This window comes from Neptuniibacter sp. (genome assembly GCF_024231755.1).
Classification (GTDB): domain Bacteria; phylum Pseudomonadota; class Gammaproteobacteria; order Pseudomonadales; family Balneatricaceae; genus Neptuniibacter.
In genome coordinates, this window is the sequence record NZ_JAAEQH010000270.1 from 18,131 (window position 1) to 36,023 (window position 17,893).

At 44.7% G+C, this 17,893-nt stretch carries 18 protein-coding genes; 13 read left to right on the forward strand and 5 right to left on the reverse strand.

Features of this window, described 5'->3' with window-relative positions; all coding sequences use genetic code 11:
• The first annotated feature begins 118 nt into the window (after window positions 1-118).
• From fldB to GY843_RS15430, 8 genes are all read left to right on the forward strand, one after another.
• Entirely contained in the window at window positions 119-634 is a 516-nt protein-coding gene (gene fldB, locus GY843_RS15395; protein ID WP_297310875.1) for a flavodoxin FldB, read from the forward strand.
• Window positions 635-743: 109 nt separating this feature from the next.
• The gene (locus GY843_RS15400) at window positions 744-2,642 is read left to right on the forward strand and encodes a CHASE2 domain-containing protein (protein ID WP_297310877.1); all 1,899 of its coding nucleotides are present in this window, start codon (window positions 744-746) and stop codon (window positions 2,640-2,642) included.
• Window positions 2,632-3,096 (forward strand): SH3 domain-containing protein, encoded by a 465-nt coding sequence (locus GY843_RS15405; RefSeq protein ID WP_297310879.1) that lies wholly within the window; start codon window positions 2,632-2,634, stop codon window positions 3,094-3,096. Before GY843_RS15400 ends, GY843_RS15405 begins: the two co-directional genes overlap by 11 nt.
• Complete coding sequence (locus GY843_RS15410; RefSeq protein ID WP_297310881.1) at window positions 3,083-3,961, forward strand: M48 family metalloprotease; 879 nt, start codon at window positions 3,083-3,085, stop codon at window positions 3,959-3,961. Before GY843_RS15405 ends, GY843_RS15410 begins: the two co-directional genes overlap by 14 nt.
• 62 nt (window positions 3,962-4,023) lie before the next feature.
• A complete protein-coding gene (locus GY843_RS15415; protein ID WP_297310883.1) occupies window positions 4,024-4,545 on the forward strand; it encodes a GNAT family N-acetyltransferase in 522 nt (173 codons plus the stop codon).
• Between the two features lie 47 nt (window positions 4,546-4,592).
• Entirely contained in the window at window positions 4,593-5,156 is a 564-nt protein-coding gene (locus tag GY843_RS15420) for a bifunctional 2-polyprenyl-6-hydroxyphenol methylase/3-demethylubiquinol 3-O-methyltransferase UbiG (RefSeq protein WP_297310886.1), read from the forward strand.
• A gap of 258 nt (window positions 5,157-5,414) precedes the next feature.
• Window positions 5,415-6,098 carry a TIGR00153 family protein gene (locus GY843_RS15425; RefSeq protein ID WP_297310888.1) on the forward strand — a complete coding sequence of 228 codons (684 nt, stop codon included), beginning with the start codon at window positions 5,415-5,417 and terminating at the stop codon, window positions 6,096-6,098.
• Window positions 6,099-6,121: 23 nt separating this feature from the next.
• The gene (locus tag GY843_RS15430) at window positions 6,122-7,387 is read left to right on the forward strand and encodes an inorganic phosphate transporter (protein WP_297310890.1); all 1,266 of its coding nucleotides are present in this window, start codon (window positions 6,122-6,124) and stop codon (window positions 7,385-7,387) included.
• Between the two features lie 153 nt (window positions 7,388-7,540).
• Here the strand turns inward: GY843_RS15430 and GY843_RS15435 are convergent, their stop codons facing one another.
• On the reverse strand, window positions 7,541-9,295 hold the full coding sequence (locus GY843_RS15435) for a DEAD/DEAH box helicase (protein ID WP_297310892.1): 1,755 nt from the start codon (window positions 9,293-9,295) through the stop codon (window positions 7,541-7,543).
• A 282-nt stretch (window positions 9,296-9,577) separates the two neighbouring features.
• Between GY843_RS15435 and GY843_RS15440 the strand changes: the two genes are divergently transcribed.
• The 5 genes from GY843_RS15440 to GY843_RS15460 all read left to right on the forward strand — a co-directional run bounded on the left by GY843_RS15440 (window position 9,578) and on the right by GY843_RS15460 (window position 12,876).
• Window positions 9,578-10,105 (forward strand): hypothetical protein, encoded by a 528-nt coding sequence (locus GY843_RS15440; RefSeq protein ID WP_297310894.1) that lies wholly within the window; start codon window positions 9,578-9,580, stop codon window positions 10,103-10,105.
• Between the two features lie 76 nt (window positions 10,106-10,181).
• A complete protein-coding gene (locus GY843_RS15445) occupies window positions 10,182-11,048 on the forward strand; it encodes a DUF5655 domain-containing protein (RefSeq protein ID WP_297310896.1) in 867 nt (288 codons plus the stop codon).
• Window positions 11,049-11,490: 442 nt separating this feature from the next.
• A complete protein-coding gene (locus tag GY843_RS15450) occupies window positions 11,491-11,997 on the forward strand; it encodes a hypothetical protein (protein ID WP_297310897.1) in 507 nt (168 codons plus the stop codon).
• A gap of 62 nt (window positions 11,998-12,059) precedes the next feature.
• Window positions 12,060-12,554 (forward strand): hypothetical protein, encoded by a 495-nt coding sequence (locus tag GY843_RS15455; protein WP_297310898.1) that lies wholly within the window; start codon window positions 12,060-12,062, stop codon window positions 12,552-12,554.
• 22 nt (window positions 12,555-12,576) lie between these two features.
• On the forward strand, window positions 12,577-12,876 hold the full coding sequence (locus GY843_RS15460; RefSeq protein WP_297310899.1) for a hypothetical protein: 300 nt from the start codon (window positions 12,577-12,579) through the stop codon (window positions 12,874-12,876).
• Window positions 12,877-12,925: 49 nt separating this feature from the next.
• On the opposite strand, the gene GY843_RS15465 is transcribed toward GY843_RS15460, so the two are convergent.
• The 4 genes from GY843_RS15465 to GY843_RS15480 form a co-directional block, all read right to left on the reverse strand.
• Entirely contained in the window at window positions 12,926-13,684 is a 759-nt protein-coding gene (locus GY843_RS15465) for a DUF1223 domain-containing protein (protein WP_297310900.1), read from the reverse strand.
• Between the two features lie 141 nt (window positions 13,685-13,825).
• Window positions 13,826-14,974 (reverse strand): DUF5610 domain-containing protein, encoded by a 1,149-nt coding sequence (locus GY843_RS15470; protein ID WP_297310901.1) that lies wholly within the window; start codon window positions 14,972-14,974, stop codon window positions 13,826-13,828.
• Window positions 14,975-15,207: 233 nt separating this feature from the next.
• Window positions 15,208-17,190, reverse strand: coding sequence for a cation:proton antiporter (locus GY843_RS15475; RefSeq protein WP_297310903.1), 1,983 nt, complete (start codon window positions 17,188-17,190; stop codon window positions 15,208-15,210).
• A 34-nt stretch (window positions 17,191-17,224) separates the two neighbouring features.
• On the reverse strand, window positions 17,225-17,782 hold the full coding sequence (locus tag GY843_RS15480) for a DUF2058 domain-containing protein (RefSeq protein ID WP_297310905.1): 558 nt from the start codon (window positions 17,780-17,782) through the stop codon (window positions 17,225-17,227).
• Window positions 17,783-17,893: the final 111 nt, after the last annotated feature.

The window sequence follows — 17,893 nt, forward strand, 5'->3', positions numbered from 1 at the left end:
GTTTAGAGAATTATTATCAAAATAAGGGAGCAATGCTCCCTTTTTTCTTGTCTAATACTTGAGATGCTAGTGATAATTGTTATTATTTGCATCTTGGTATTTAGTTTAAGGAAATATCGTGAAAACAGCACTGTTCTACGGAACCACTACCGGAAATACTGGCGATATTGCGGATAAAGTTAACAGTCATTGGGATGCAGGAGAGATTGACCTGTTTGATGTGGCTGATACCTCCCTCAATCGTGTAACAGATTATGAATTGCTTATCTTTGCTATTCCCACTTGGGATTATGGTGAGGTGCAGGAGGATTGGCTCGATATCTGGGATAGCGTTGATGAGATCGACCTCAGCGGCAAGAGTGTCGCTTTGATTGGCTTGGGCGATCAGTTTGGTTATCCAGAATGGTTTGTAGACGCGATGGGCATGTTACATGACAAAGTGGCTAAACAGGGAGCTGAGATAGTAGGGCACTGGCCAGTGGAAGGTTATGAGTTTGAAGAATCCAAAGCCCTGACAGCTGATAAGAAACATTTTGTAGGCTTGGCCCTGGATGAAGATTGGCAGCGTGAGCAGACGGATGAGCGCGTGAATAACTGGTGTGATCAGGTCAAGTTGGAGTTAGGAATCTTCTGATAACGTTTAGTTTTAGTAAGCCCTGTTTAGCAGGGCTTTTTTGTATCTTCTGTTTCCTGGCCTATGCTACTGAAAGATAAAACTGTCTCAGAATTATAGAAAGGATAGGATGGTGCAAACTCTGCAGCGCAATTCTGATCATAAAACGCTCTTTCTAATTAGTTGTCTGCTATTTACCTGTTTCTTTCTGTTCCCCAAAGTTTCTGCCGTTTCTTCTTTGGATAATTTATGGCTCGATTTTGCCATTCGCCAGCGGGCAGAGCTTAATCCCCCCGATGATCGTATTGTTGTAATTGATATTGATGATGCGAGTTTAAATAACATGGCTCCTCTTGCCGGAGGTTGGCCATGGCCACGTGCTATCCATGCTGAGATGGTTGAGCTATTACAGCAGCAGAAACCGGCAGCCATTGTGTTTGATATTCTGTTTGCTGACCCGGATATCTATAACCCAGACAGTGACCAGTATTTTAGTGAAGTGCTTAGGCAGACTAACAATGTATATCTGCCGATACTGCATCTAAAAACAGATGCAGATGCTATGTTCCCCAGGCTTGATCAGTACCCGGAAACATTAGAAGTGTTTCCTCCATCAGAGGTAAAACAAGTCTCTGGTCCTGCAACATCCTCTGATATTTCAAAACCCATGCCGCCGCACGCAAGTTTAGTGCTACCCAAAGCGGTAGACCCGAAAGCCTGGCGCTTAGGCACTATCAACTTTCAAATTGATCCAGATGGAATTGGACGGCGTTACTCTCCTGTTATACGTATTGATGGTTGGGGATTGGAATCATTACCCGCCAAAGTCGCCTACGATCTGACAGGGTTCAGAACTGAACAAAATGAAGTGTTCCTAGATTGGTATGGTGATGAGGAACCCTATAAGCGATTGCCTTATCATCAGGTGTACAGCCAACTAACCACAACTGAACCGAATGCATACCCAGGCTCCTTTAAAGATAAAATAATTGTTATTGGGTCAACCGCGGCGGGTTTGCATGATATTCAAGCAACTCCTATCAGTGGTACCTATCCGGGTGTGTTCATTCTGGCGACTGCCATTGATGGATTTCTCAGCCAACGTTTTCTTAGTGAGCTAACATTCGCGCAACAACTTATGTTGTTTGCTCTGCTGTATTTCATTCTTATGCTGTTCCTCTTCATGCTTGAGAATGTACTCGCAGCCTTAGGCGCTTTAATTGCTTTTATCAGTGCGCTTTTCATTTTGAGTTACTGGTCACTGGTTGAGTATGCCTACCAACTACCGGTTGTGGGGTGGAGTGTGCTTTATCTGTTCGGGGCGATTCTGTTCTTTAGCCATCGCCACCTGCAGCAGCAGAAACAAGCTCAGAAAACCGTTGAAGTGTTTAGCCGCTTTCTTGACCCCAAGGTTGTGAAAATTCTGCTGGAGCAAGGTACAGCGGATCAGGCTTTATTGGGAAAAAGCACCCGTGTAACCATTCTCTTTACCGATATCCGTGAGTTTACCCATCTATCCGAATATCGTTCTGCGACGGAGATTGTCGATCTTCTGAATCAGTATTTTTCTCGCCAGGTGGGGGTGATTTTCCAGCATCAGGGGACCCTGGATAAATTTATTGGTGATGCAATTATGGCGTTCTGGGGCGAGCCAGTAGAAGACCCCAATCAGGAAGTGTCTGCGATCAATGCCGCCTTGGAGATGATTGAGCAGATGAAAAAATTTCGTCGAGAGTTTGGATTATTTGATTTTGATATTGGAATTGGCATCCATACCGGGGAGGTTGTGGTTGGTGCAATTGGTACCCCTAGCCGCTATGACTACACGGCTATAGGCGATGCTGTAAATCTGGCGAGCCGAATTGAAGGCCTGACTAAAGAAACCGGTTACCGGCTTTTGGTTTCTGAGCAAACCCGACAGGCGTGTGGTGACGCTTTTGACTTCGTACTCATTGGTGACTATAAGGTTAAAGGGCGAGAAGAGCTAGTTACGATTTACCAACCAAGGAGGTTGTGTGATGAATCTTAAGCAAGTAATAGCCTCGCTTTCCTTCCTTATTGTCTCTGGCAACTGTGTTGCGCAAGATGCCTACACTGTGCGTACAGTTGCTTTACATAATGCCCCTGGTATTCAAAGTATCAAGTTGCAACAACTTCCTCAAAATACCCCGTTGAGAATTCTACAGCGTAAAGGGGCTTGGTATCAGGTTGAGGCTTTATCTAACGAAGGCTGGTTAAAAATGATTGCTGTGCGGTATGTCCCACACAGCACAGATAAAATGCTGGCTGGCACAGCACAGTACCGGGCAGAAACAACACTCACTACCGGTGTCCGGGGTTTGTCGGAAAATGACGTATCCGGCAGGGGCAGGGGTGTCGATCTGAAACGGGTGCAATCGGTTCAGGTTGAGCGTGCTGCAGCGGTAAGTTTCGCTAAACAAGCAGGACTGAGTTCCAGAGAGGTCAGTTATGTGGATCACTAAAATTGGAATGTCAGTTAAGGCCTTCCTGTTGTTTCTTTCGCTAGGTCTGCTGAGTGCTTGTCAGGTCAATAACATAAATTTGAAACCCTTAATGGATGCTTCCTCGAAATCTTCAGATATGTTTGAAAAAACATTGGAAGAAGAGGTGGAGCTTGGTCAGGAAGTAAGTGGTGTATTGTTGAAAAACAGTGCGTTTTACAACGTCAAAGATGTTCAACAGTATGTCAGCTCAATAGGTCACTGGTTAGCTCAACATACTGAGAGACCAGAGGTTCCGTGGCAGTTTGCTGTACTACGTGATGATAGCTTCAATGCGTTTGCAACCCCGGGTGGTTTTATCTACATCACCACAGGCACATTGTCTCAGTTGGATAATGAAGCTGAACTTGCGGGCATATTGGCCCATGAGATAGCCCATGTAGTGAAGAAGCATCATCTGGCAGCTATTCAAAAAGAAGCCCAGGTTGGCGTAGCGGTTGATCTATTGAAGTTTGCTCATGACAGTAGCCGTGACAATGATTCTTCGGTATCCAGTTCACCTGTATTTGCTGACGTATCTGCAGAGAGTAAATTACTCAATGGGATCCAAGACATCTATAGCAACGGATTGGCTAGAGAGGATGAGTTAGAAGCAGATAGCATGGGCATGGTGATTGCTGCCAGAGCGGGTTACGATCCACAAGCTTATGTTAAGGTGCTGCAAAAAATAGATGCGCAGCAAGCGGATCATCCCTTCTGGAAAACATTCAGTAAGCGCCACCCAAGTGCGAAAGATCGTCTGACTGCTATAGAAAAAACGGCAGAGGATTTATCCAAAATTGATGGGAAAACTCTAGAGTACCGTTTTTCGCAAGAACTGAAGTAGGTGCTATTTCGCAGCAGCTGTTAGCGTTACTATTGGGGATCTTGCTTTGAAGGAGGTTACCTGTGAGTTCGAGCCCCGACATTTTAATCAGCGAAGTAAAAGCTGAGGGATGTGAACGGATTCTTTGTATGTGGGAATCGCTGACTCTGGATCTGCCTTCACATCATTTTCAGCCATTCGGTAAGGCGATCATCGATCAGCGAAAACCATTGTTGAGTGAAATGCTCAATAACACGGTTAAGTCTGAGAGCGCTGTGGTATTTCAGGTGGAAGTTCTCCAAGCGGAAATGCTTCAACCTGAAATTAAAGAGAGTGCCTGTATAGGAACCATCTCAGCCGTTTTAAATCAGCAAGCCGGATTTGAAAATCCAATTAGCGGTGTGATTTTTAATCTTTGGATTGAGCCGGATTACCGCCGCTTGGGTATCGCATCTCAACTTGTAGAGCAAGCTAAGCGTTGGTTAGCGAATAAAGAGGCCACTTCTGTGCAGGTAGGATGGCATCCGGATAATCAGGCTGCCGATCATTTCTGGAAAAAACAGGGTTTTAGAAATTACGAAGTGATAGCCGCATTACCTTTATAAAGCCCAAATTTACAACCCCTCCATATATATCTTGCCGAAGAGTCACCATGAGTAAAATCCAGCAGAAATGGGACAGCCGTTATCAAAATAAGTCTGGTGTGGTTCCCAAAGCACCCGATTTTCTGAAACGTCATTGGCAAAGCTTGAGCCCGGGCAGGGTAGTGGATCTGGCATCAGGTGATGGTGCAGCCGGTTTATTCCTTGCTCAGAAAGGTTTTCAGGTTTCTGCTACAGATATATCGCCTGTTGGCCTGGAGTGTCTAAAAGAACACTTCTCGCAAGCTGATTGCTCTGTCGAAACGCATGTTGTGGATCTGGAACAGGAAGAGACAGACCTAACAGTATTGGGCCAGTTTGATTCCATTGTTATTGCCCGCTATAAACCTGCCAGTTTTCTCTGGCCTAAGCTAAGCAATTTGCTAAACAGCGGAGGCACTCTTCTGATAACAACCTTCAATCTAGAGCACCATAAACGTACAGGTTTTTCTGAACGTTTTTGTTTACAAATTGAAGAGTATTCAGAGATTTTTCCAGAGCTGGATCTGGTTGTTTATGAGCACGATTTTGCAGAACAAGGTATGGATGGATATCTGTTCAGGAAGAAGATCTGAGTTTCAGATGAGGGGGCAGATTTAAATCTGTCCCCTCTTAATATTTATTATGTATATACAAAGTTATGCAACTGATTTACAAGAGATATTCTCTGTATATTAGAAAATGCGGCTCAATCAAATATTTCAGTTTTTTTACCGAAAAATGACTAAATTGTAACAATTCTGTAATTACTCCCCGTAATAATTCCGTCATAATTCGCGCATCTGAGTACACTGATGCTCGACCAGTTTTTTAAACTTTCAAAGGTGCGTTGTATGGTTTCCACCGGTAACCCATTCTTGCAGATGTTTGCACGTTCTCCGTTCAAACCAATGCAGGAGCATATCGCCAAAGCACAGGAGTGTGCTGTCGAACTTATCCCATTTTTTGACGCTGTTATTGCTGATGATTGGGATGAAGCAACCAAAGTTCAAAATCGTATCGCTTTGCTGGAAGGTGAAGCGGATGTGATGAAGAAGGAAATTCGTCAGAACCTCCCTAAAAGTGTTTTTCTGCCGGTACCTCGTACCGATCTGCTGGAAGTTGTCCGTATGCAGGACAAGATCGCAAACCGCGCTAAGGATATTGCGGGTCTGATGCTGGGTCGTCAGATGCAGGTGCCTGAAGTGATGCAGCCTCAGATGACAGAGCTACTTCGTTCTGCACTGAAAACCTCTGAGCAGGCGCTGACGGCATTAAACGAACTGGATGAGCTGGTAAATAGTGGCTTTGGTGGTCGTGAGATGGATGTCATCGAGACAATGCTGACAGAGCTGGACAAGCTTGAGCACGTAGCAGACGAACACGAACGTGAACTTCGCCTGCAATTGTTTGCTATTGAGAAAGATATGCCGCCTGTGGATGTGATGTTCCTGTATCAGGTAATCATGCTTATTGGTGATCTGGCAAATTGTGCTCAGCAGGTTGGCAGTCGTTTACAGCTGCTTGTCGCTCGATAACAACTCTTCGGAATTATTAACTCATGGAAATTATTGCTCAATACGGTGACATCATTGTCATCCTCGCATGCGTATTTGGTTTCTTTATGGCCTGGGGTGTTGGCGCGAACGACGTAGCTAACGCAATGGGTACCTCGGTTGGTTCTAAGGCACTGACCCTGAAACAGGCGATTATGATCGCCATCATTTTTGAATTCTTAGGTGCTTACCTGGCAGGTGGCGCAGTAACGTCGACCATCCGTAAAGGTATTATCGATCCGGGCCTGCTGAGTGGAACACCTGAACTGCTAGTGTTTGGTATGATGTCTGCGCTATTAGCTGCAGGTATCTGGCTGCTGATCGCGACTCACTTTGGTTGGCCTGTATCTACTACACACTCTATCGTTGGTGCGATTGTAGGTTTTGCTGCAGTGGGCATCTCTATGGATGCGGTTAACTGGGGTAAAGTATCTAAGATCGTTGCAAGCTGGGTAGTTTCGCCAGTCACCGCCGGCTTGATAGCCTTCTTCCTCTTCAGGAGTGTACAGAAGCTCATATTGGATACAGAAAATCCATTCGAGAATGCTAAAAAGTACATTCCAGGTTACATCTTCATGGTGGGTTTCATCATTGCAATGGTGACATTCACTAAAGGTCTGAAGCACGTTGGTCTGGATATGACTTGGGGTCAGAGTGCGATTGCTTCTGTGGGTATCGGTATTGTTGTGATGCTGATTGGTATGCAGATGCAGAAGAAAATCCAGCCTGATCCAGATGCTGATCGTGAACACCACTTCACCAGTGTAGAGAAACTGTTCGGCATCCTGATGATGTTTACAGCTTGTGCGATGGCATTTGCCCACGGTTCTAACGACGTTGCAAACGCTGTAGGCCCTCTGGCTGCTGTTGTAGGTGTTGTAAGCGCGGGTGGTGAGGTTGCTCAGAAATCTGCGATGCCTGCCTGGATCCTGCTACTGGGTGGCGGTGGTATCGTTGCTGGTCTGGTTATGTACGGTCACAAGGTTATTGCAACGGTAGGTACTAATATCACCGAGCTGACTCCAAGCCGTGGCTTCGCAGCAACTCTGGCTGCAGCGACAACGGTTGTAGTGGCTTCTGGTACTGGTCTGCCAATCTCTACTACGCACACGCTGGTAGGTGCTGTACTGGGTGTAGGTATTGCCCGAGGTATGGCTGCCCTGAATATGCGTATGGTCGGTACTATCTTCGTATCCTGGGTAGTAACACTGCCTGCAGGTGCGGGTCTGGCGATTATCTTCTTCTTTATGTTTAAGGGTATGTTCTCTTAAGCTTTTCGAAGAATTGAAAAAGCCCTTGAAGAGAAATCTTCAGGGGCTTTTTTGTGGTTATCTATAAGTCAATTTCTATCTAATGTTGGAGCGGTGTCCTCACCGCGATAGTACCCGACAGCTTTTGGGGTTCCCTGATAAAGAGCGAACTCTTTACCTCAGCTCATTAGCCTTACGGTAACTACCCTGATAATCAAAGATGCGTTCCTGTACCTGCCAGTAATGTTTCTGTTTTCTGGCTACCACAAAGTCAGGGTGGGTGAGGTTAGCTTGTTGATTAATCACCTCATCCGCAGTATTAAAAGTTGTTGGCGCTTGTCCTGCAGCCATTCTGCGGCCAAATAATTGGTTAAATAGCTTCCGCTGGGCGTGGTTATCGAAGTTAAAGGATTCTTTTAGTTCTTCGCCTTCTTCACCGTGATAGCAGATCTGAAGCTTTCCGTTACTTGCGCCGAAAGTAACCCCCGCACAGCGGATCACCATGGCATCTTTCAGTTTCAGAGCGTTTCTTAACTGGTCATCTGGGTCGATGATCGCTTTGTGGCACTTATGACAATTTCGGGCAGCAATATCGTTTTCAGCGTTACAGTGAGGGCATTCTTTAAAGCGGAACCGGTAATCGCATTGTTCTGGTTGAGTATCTTCTTCATCAGTTTCAAGTAGCCCCTGGCAGCGTCTGCCATAGTGCTCAACAACATTGCCTTCATCATCGGTTTTACCCCAGAAAATATTGGCAAAACCACAGGTCGGGCAGAACACTTGTACCGGTTCTGAATCTGGATTGGGTTTCTTTTCTCCCACTTCTGGGTGGTGAAGGTTGAAGCTATTACCCGCGTAATCGACTACCAGACAGTTCTCTTTCCCTTCAGATAATCGCAATCCTCTCCCAACGATTTGTTGGTACAAACTAACGGACTGAGTAGGGCGGAGGATGGCTATAAAATCTACATGTGGTGCATCAAAACCAGTGGTCAGCACCGATACATTGACCAGATATTTAATCTCTTGGTCTTTAAAGCGAGTAATCAGCTGATCACGTTCTGATTGGTCGGTATCACCCGTTATAAGAGCGGTTTCTGATTGCGGAAGGTAGCTGTGTATCTCTTTAGCGTGTTTAACCGTAGCTGCAAAGATCATAACGGCTTTGCGAGTTTCCGCCAGTTGTTCTATCTGCTCAATAATAGCCTTAGTTACACGGCTATATTTGCTTAAGAGCTGGTTTACATCCTTTTCCGCATATTCTCCAAAAGAGTTCTGCTTCAGTGCTGAGAAATCATATTGATCAATCGCAGCATCAACCAACTCAGGTTTGGTGAGGTAGCCCCGATTGATCATGTAACTCAAAGGCAGTTCATAGATACAGTGCTGAAACGGCTTCTCCTGCTCACTACGAGCAAAACCTCTGTAATGATAGCGATAGATCCAACCCATACCTAAACGGTAGGGCGTAGCTGTCAGCCCCAGCACTTTCAGGTTTGGATTCTGTTCGCGTAATAGCTGAATAATCTTCTGATACTGCCCATCTTCGTTATCACTCACCCGATGGCATTCATCTACGATCAATAGCGAATATTCATCTTTAAACTGTTCTAAGTTAGCAGCTACCGACTGAACACTGGCAAAGGTCACCTGGTGTTGGTTCTCTTTTCTCTTAAGGCCCGCAGAAAAGATACCCCCGGTTAAACCATAACTCTGATATTTAACATGGTTCTGTTCAACCAGCTCTTTTACATGCGCCAGCACCAGAATCTTCCTGCGTGCCAGACTTGCCAGCTCTGCTATAACCAGACTTTTCCCCGCGCCTGTAGGCAAAACAATAACTGCAGCTTCGTCGGACTTGCGGAAGTGCCTTAGCGTAGCATCAACGGCTTCCTGCTGGTAGGGACGGAGAGTGAAAGGAGAGGGCATTAAGGTTAAGTTCCAACGGGGCTATTAAAGGCTACAAAATTTGGGGGAAGTAAAATTTTAAAGCATCTGGATGTAACGTAAAGTGTTTGATAGTGTATGGATTTAGCGTCAATTGACGCATTTCTCCGGGACCGGGAAATCCTCAGACAAGGAAAGTTTATGATAGTCAGATACCTACAAGCCTTTCTTCATTCTAGACTCCATAGATATATGTCAAATTGTCGTAAGTAATTGCGTCAATCTGTCATATATTTAGCTGTTAGTGATGAAAAAGGAAGAGACATGTCAGATAGAAAAATACTTGAGGAGCTACTTGAGATTATTCCAAAGTGGGCAATTACACTTTTTGTAATAGTTTGTACGGTGGTAATTATAGATGCCAGCTTTATAACAAAAGAGAGGCGTGAACTCTTCAGCTTTGGGTTTGGGCCAGCTAGTCATATTGATGCGCCTCAAGGATCAGTATTACTTTTTGCTACGGAATGCCCCGAAAAGGGGTTTATTGATATTACAGAAAATCTAAAAGAACATTATTTATTTGCCGATATTTCAGTCACTGACGGGGCAAAAACCTATAAAGAATCAGGGGCACATGAGCATAATGGTGGTAAGCATGGACATGAGATAAGTGGCTCTACCAATGAATTAGGTGCAGGTTCTAAAGTTGGCCCTGCTGATAGGCCTAGGCAAGCTCCAAGGGCTGATACTACTTTAAAGGTTTCAGGTACTGCTCATGAGTCTTCACATCACCATGACGGAGGGGGTCATGGGCACAATAGAGCTGGTTTCAGGTTATGCCGTGCTACCTAATGGCCTACAAGTAGTTGTAGCGGATTGTCGTTACGCTCCTCTCCACTATGCTCAGCGTTAGCAATCAAAGGAACCTATGAAGCACGTAAAGTTAAAAACAATTAATCTAAAAAGCCATGCTCAACTTAATGAGAAGTGGTTGCAAGATGTTATTGCTGAAGATCCAAGTGTTTTGGGCATAGGTGATGTTGTTCTTAAGGATAAAGAGCGAATTCATGCTGGTGCAGGGAGGCTAGATTTATTGCTACAAGATTCAGATGGCCATGGGCGGTATGAAGTTGAGATCCAGCTAGGAGCCACAGATGAATCTCATATTATTAGAACCATAGAGTATTGGGATATAGAAAAACGAAAATATCCACAGTACGATCACACTGCAGTAATAATAGCCGAAGATATCACCAGTCGATTTTTAAATGTAGTGAGCCTGTTCAATGGATTTATTCCTATTATGGCTATACAAGTTACAGCCATAGAAACCTCGGATGGTATTGGTCTCCAATTTACCAAAGTCCTAGATACTGTAAGGCTAGGTTATCTGGATGAAGATGAAGAAACAGCGGAACCAACAGATCGAAGTTACTGGGAAACAAAGCGCGGCACAAAGAAAACCGTCTCATTGTCAGATAAGATACTTGATATGTCGCGTTCCTTTTCGCCATCGGTGGAATTGAATTACAACAAGCACTATATAGGTTTCACTGTTGAAGGCCGATCACTTAACTTTGCTGTTTGTAAGCCACAAAAAAACGGAATGCGTTTAGAAATAAAATTGCCTCAAACCGAAGAAATAGATCAAAAAATATCCGACTCCGACATTGATATTTTGGATTACGATAAACGGTGGGGGTCATACAGGTTAAAACTTACGGATAGAGAAGTAGAGAGTAAATCAGAAGTTTTAACGTCATTGCTAAAGCAGGCTTATGAACTCCGTGTTTAGTGCTAACAAGGCGCTGCTAGGGACAAACTAAACTTACACTGCGCTTTGGTTTGCCCAAGAGCGCGGCGTTAGGCTGCAAGGAAATCATCATGTCTAACTCAACCATCTTTTTACTATTCGCTATAGCTATCTTCGTTATTTGTTTATATTTTTTTGTTCCTCGCTATCTGGAACATAAACTCTCTATTCGTGAGTATGAAGAAAAGTGTAAATATGCCGAGGACAAACCCCATATTGAAAAACCCTGGAGGCCAACTGCCGTTAACGGGTATGCCAAATCTAAATTTTTCACAGCCCTCAGTCTATTCACTCTTATTTTTTCACTTATTTGGGAGTTCACCTAGCAGCCTAATAAATTGCTAAAGTCGTTCGTAAATTCAGTGGGGCAGGCTATGCTGCCAGCTTGCTTAGCAAGGGCTTATATGTTTCAGATAGGGTATTTATGCGTCGACAAATAAACCAACAAGAACTTGAGTTTTATTACTTACAAACTGGAGAGGCTGTTTGGCAACTTCAATATGTCGAAGAGGCTCTTTGCAAGTTCTATATCATCTTCTGTATTAGGTTTAATACTAATGGTGTTACAAGGGAAAATGCTGAGTATAAGTTGTCCCAAATAAACAAAAAAACATTAGGTCAATTAATTGGGTTACTCGATAGCGTGGGAAATGTTCCAAATAGTTTTATGATAAAACTAAGAAAATTCAATAATGAAAGAAAATGGCTTATCCATAACTCACTGCGTGAAAATGGTAATGACTTATATACGGAACAAGGAAGAAATGATTTTGCAATTAAAGTTGTGAGCTTCAACAGAATGGCAAAAGAAATTCATGACCAATCTGCTGATATCATAATGAAATTAGTAACTAGGTCTGGTTATGCGACTGAACAGGAAATAATTCAAATGGCGTTGAAAGAAATCAACGATCATAAAGGAAACGTATAATAAGTAAAGTCATCCAATGCATAATGGGCGGCTGCTTTGAACTTTATACGTAAGGGTGTTGTATGGAGAAAATTTGGCAAAACCTTGAAGACCCTTCTTGGTGGTTTACAGGGATCTTTTTTGTTTTAGTAGGCCTTTTCTTGACCAAGCTGGTTTTCAACTGGATCCCCTTTGTTTGGAGTAAAATATCTGTATATATACCAACTATAAACCGAAAATTTCATAGATGGCACGAAAAGCGAGTCCTGATTAGGATCAAGATTACTAGGCAAAAAGACATGAGAATAAATTGGCTAATAGGGCGCTATTGGGCCATGTTCCTGTTTTGTTATATTTGCATGGGACTTGCTTTTATATACTTTGCCGTTTCTGAAAATGTAGTGATTGCGGGAACATCAATTAGCTACAAATGGATTGTCCTTGTCCCGCTGTATGCTTTGATGATCAGCGTTGGTATACATAAGAGAACACTTTTTAGAATAATGAATGCAAATCATCGCTGGAAATGTCTCACAAATAAATCCAGAAGGGATCGAGTTGGCGAGTCTCTGATTTAGAGTGTTACGTTTAAGGAATAATATGGAATACGAAAAATCTAAAGAGTTTGTTTTTCTCCTTGATAACGGTGAGTTTGCGATCCCAGTGAAGGTTGAAAATCAAGATTCTAAAAATGTAAGTTTTCGGTCTGCACCTCAATCTATTAATAAATTGGGTACCAACTGGGCCGAGAATGAAGTTGAGTTATCTGAGAAAAAAATGATTGAAGATGTCCTTCATAAGCATAGAAGAACTAGATGCATAAGTCCGTCAAAACCTAAACCAAGTTTAAAGGGCCCTAACTCTAGAGATGTCCAAGCAGTGTATATACTTCGAAAATAAACATAACAAGCCCAGCCAGCATCGCTCCCTGCGGTCGCTGGACCTCGTTTCATTTGGCCACTGTTGGCGGATACTTCTCATTATTTAACCAATTCCCCGTAACCTGCAGCGGAGTTTGATCTCGTGGTGATACCCAAACTACCAGAGCTTTACGGTTGGGAGATCTAAATTCAGGCAGTGTAAATTCCCATTGATAATCTAACTGGGCTTTCTGTTGTTTATCTAACACAACAAACTGATGTTTAAGTAACCGGCCATGGTTTTCACCTGCGGTTACTTTGCTGCTCAGATCAAAACCTAATACAGCTATATGTGCAATCAGTGTTTGATGTGCCCTTGTGGGCTGATAAGTCACAATAAGCTGATTATTGTCCAGCTCAGCCGTTAGTTTTCCGCCATTTGCTTTCTGCTGTTGAGGGTAATCTCTACGTTGGAAGAACCCACGCCATTCTTTGCCGTCTACAAACCACCCTGGGGTATAAACGCTGCGGCTTTTGCCTAAACGCCGGTAGTTGTATTGTCGCGCTTTAAATTCTGGTTGGGCAAAACGGTCAGGCCAGCCGATGTAATCCCAGTAGTCTACGTGAAAGGCGATAGGAACATATTTCTTCCATAGATCAGGGGAGTTCACCAGCTTCGCTAGATGATTGTCAGCAGGAGGGCAGCTGGAACAGCCTTCAGAGGTGTAGAGTTCTATTAGCAAGGGCGGGGTGCCTTGTTGCTCAAATATCTGAACTGCATGAGTGTGCATTGAAGTTAGATAAAAGCTGAGTGATAGCAGTAATGCTGTTAAGTGGCGGAATTTCATGGTGTGGCCCTCCGATTGCTTTCAGACTGCAACGTGAGAGGGAAGTTCATTAGTTGGCTTCTTTCAAATCCAAATAGCGCACATAAAAAAACCGGCCCAAGGGGGCCGGCTTCAAGTTTTCGCAGCGATTAAGAAGGGGGGTTAATCGTCTGCGTCGTCCTGATCAAACCGGGTCATCAAATCTTTGAGAAGATCGAAGTTACCATCCAGTTTGCTCTGGGATTCTTCATCTGCATCCTTGTAACGGATATCCTGATGGACCAGTTGATCCAGCAGGTCTGCCCCGAACAACCGGCTATTCTCAAGGAAGCCCAGAGCTGGGTTATCCATGAATTTATCCATGTTGTTCATCAGCTGACCCAGATGGCGGCCATTATCACCTAATGGGTTGTCCATCTGCTGAACTTGTTCGTACGCAGTTACGGCTGAGTAGCTCGCTGACTGGGTCATAGTTACATTCAAGTTCATCAATTGGGATTTGTCCATCTCCAATTCAGTTGCTTGTTCAAAAGCTTCCTGAACATCACCGCTGTAAAAGTCTTCAGCGATCAGGTTGATGTCCTGAATCAGGCTTTGTAGCGCTTCCAGTTCATCTTCGTTAAGATCACCTTCCACACTAAAGCGATAGTTACTGCTGGCGTTACGTTCTATACCGTAAGATACGGCGCTGCTGTCGCCATCACTGTAGGCGCCAAGGGATTTGGTTTGGCTTGCTTCGCTGTTAAAACGAATAGAAACCTTGTCGCCTTCTTTGGTCATTACATCTAGCGAGAATGATTCAGCTTTTGAGTAACGTTCAGCTGCAGAAATAGAGACCTGTCTGGACGGCGCTGTTTCACTATTTGGATTAGGCGCAAGGCCAGCCAACGCTTCGAACGTCAGGTCGTGGGTTTGATCGATGGTTGTCTGAATATCAGGGGTAAGCATGTTCAGATCTTCAAGGATCTTGGTCGCTTCATCGAAGCCTTTCTGTACACCGGAAAGGGCTGCCTGATACATACTGTCAAGGTCAGCATCAGACGCGCCACGTGCACGTGCCTGTTCCAGCCCTTGAGCAACAAAATTGGAAATTCGGGATGCAACTTTCTCTGGAGAATAATCATTGGCGTCGAGACCTTTCATCTCCGACACGCTCATTCCAGGAATGTTCTCTGCTAATTTAGCGACTAACTGATCTGCCGCAGATGCCGAACGACCGCTACTATCTTTACCATCAGCAAAACCACCAGTAACCAGCGCTTCCTGACGAACCTGTGTATACGCTGTATGGCTGCTAAGTAGAACTTGCACGGTGTATTCCTCCGACAAATGGATATATGTATCCGTTGTTAATGGTTTTAAGGTTATCGTCCGCCATTGGATATTCTTTAAGCAAAGATCTGAAATGTGAAATCGTTTCAGGTTGTTTTTTGATCAGAAACGCTAAAGGACTTATCCATTCAAGAGTTTAGCTTAGCAGACAAAAATTAATCCTAACTGAAGTAATCTGAAGAACTTTCGTGTTGCTTTTCTTCCTGTTTGGGCTATTTGCCAGAGAGAAGAATGGCTTCACCAATATCGATCTTATCTGATGGACCTTGAAGCACGACGATGTCGCCATCTTCCAGTTGAGTGCCTCCATCCGGATCATGGATGGAGTGATTATGGCGACGGATCATGGCGACATTCATTTGGTATTTCGCCAGGGGTAGCTCACGTAACACTTTCCCTCGGGCGAAGCTGGCTTCGTTAAGTGGAACCGGGTGCAGGATCTCTTTTACGCGGCCGCTCTGGTCAACTTTGTCGGAATGCTGGCCATGATAGTAACCATGCAGCATATGGTAACGTTCAGCACGAACCTGATTGATCTGCTTTTCGATCTCCTGATGGGAAACCGAGAGTAGCGACAAAACATGAGAGACCAGCATTAGGCTGCCTTCCAGCGCTTCTGGGATAACCTCAGTGGCACCTGCCTGTTGGAAGGATTCCAGAGAGGAGTCATCTTTGGTGCGGACCAGAATAGGTAGATTTGAGAATTTGCTTCTCAGATGTTTAAGCGCGATCAGAGATTCGTCTGCATCTGGGAAACTCAGAATCAACATACGTGCTCTGTCTGCCCCCAAGGCACTGATAATATCTTCCCGTTTGGCGTCGCCAAAACAGATGTTCTCGCCTGCTGTGGATGCTTCCATTACACGTACAGGGTCATTATCCACCACGATGTAGGGGATGTTCATAGGTTCCAGAAAACGGGTGATAACCTGACCTACACGGCCAAAGCCACATATAATCACATGATCCTGCAGAGAGTGGCTGGCAACCTCAAGGGCTTCAGGCAGGTTATCGTGGTTCTCTTCAGGGTGTTTACGATGCAACCAGCGGCTGAGCCGGTCAGTGTGGTTCATCATCACCGGAGTGATGATCATACTGATAATAATCGTTGTAACGGCGATAGCGTTTACATCAGGGGCGATCAGGTTATTACCCAGCGCCAGTGCTAACAGTGCAAAACCGAACTCGCCGCCCTGGCTTAAACTTAATCCGGCCCTAAGGGAGTTAGCGGGATCTTTGTGTAATAGGCTACCGATGATGGTGATCAGTAGGGTTTTAACTACGATCAAACCGATTGTGAAGAATACTACCCAGTACCAGTTTTCCATCAGAGCAACCAGATCCAGCTGCATGCCTACAGAGACAAAGAACAACCCTAGCAGTACATCGCGGAAAGGACGTATATCAGCCTCTAACTGATAACGATAGTGGCTTTCGCCCAGCATCATTCCTGCCAGGAAACCACCCAGTGCCATAGATAGACCTGCAGCATGGGTGATCCATGCGGCGAGCAGGGCAGCCGCGAGGGTGGTTAGTACAAAGACATCACTTGATCCGCTGTTGGCTGATTCATGGAAAAGCATCGGCATAATGATTCTGCCAACCAGCAGCAAAATGATCAGCAGGGTTGCGCCTTCCAGTAGCATAAGTGCAACGCTGGCTGAGTCGATATCATTATTCTGCCCACCCAAGGCAGGTATCAGAATCAGGAAGAATACGGCGGCCAGATCCTGAAAGATCAGGGTTCCTACCGAAAGTTGGCCATGGGCTGTATCCAGCTCATTACGCTGTATAAGCTCCCGGCTTACTATGGCGGTGGAGGAGAGAGATAAGGCGCCGGCAATAACCAGCGCGGTTGTCATGTTCTGGTTTAGCAGTAGGCAGATGCCGATAAGAATCGCTGAGGTTAGGATGACCTGGAGGCTGCCTAAGCCAAATACCGCTTTGCGCATGGCGAACATGCGCGAGACTGAGAACTCCAGCCCTAGCATAAAGAGCAGGAAAACCACCCCCAGTTCACTAAGCAGCTCGATGCTGTGAACATCTTCAACAATTCCGATACTGTATGGGCCGACTAGAGCGCCGACACTCAGATAGGCGAGTAGTGGGGGAAGTTGGATACGACGAAACAGGGTTGTGGCAATGACTGCACAACAAAGAATGACCAGAAACTGCTCAAAGAAACCCTGCGTCATCGTATTAAATATCCTTTTACCTGATTAAGGGCGGCTACCACATCAGATCATCAGGGATCTTGTAATCTGCATATGGATCATCCTCTTCAGGCTCCTCTTCAGGCTGAACGCGGATGACGAAGTCCGGGTGGCGTTGCTCAATCTTTTCCGCAAACTTGTCTGGGATTAGATAAAACTTCTCATCCAGAACAGCGATAGCGACCTGACCACGAATAATCTGGCCCTGTAGCTCTTCAGTTACATAAAGTGTTTTTACTTTCTTATCGTAAGCAAAGTTATGGCTGACTTCGGCATTTTCAGGGATATTCAGCTTTTGTTGCGTAATCATCTGACGGCACTGGGCTTCGATCTCTCGGTTACGACGCTCTTCATCGCGCTGTCTATTCAACTCGCGATCGTGCTCTTGTTTCTCTTTGCGCTGCTTCTCTAGTTCCTGCTGTTTCAATGCTTGCTCGTTAACAACAGTCTGACCAGACTTACGTGCTTTGTTAGCCTGTTTCTTCTTTTTACGTTTCTCAGTATCAGCTTGTTTAGCTTTCTTCTGATCAACCAGACCCATATTTAACAGTTGGTCTTTTAGTGAACCCGCCATAACTAATTCTTCTACCGTCTCTAACCATTCAAATTTCCAATAGGAAAACTATAACAAAAAGTTTTGGTTTCAACGCGTTATATTGCTTTGTTTTACAAAATTTCTAATGCT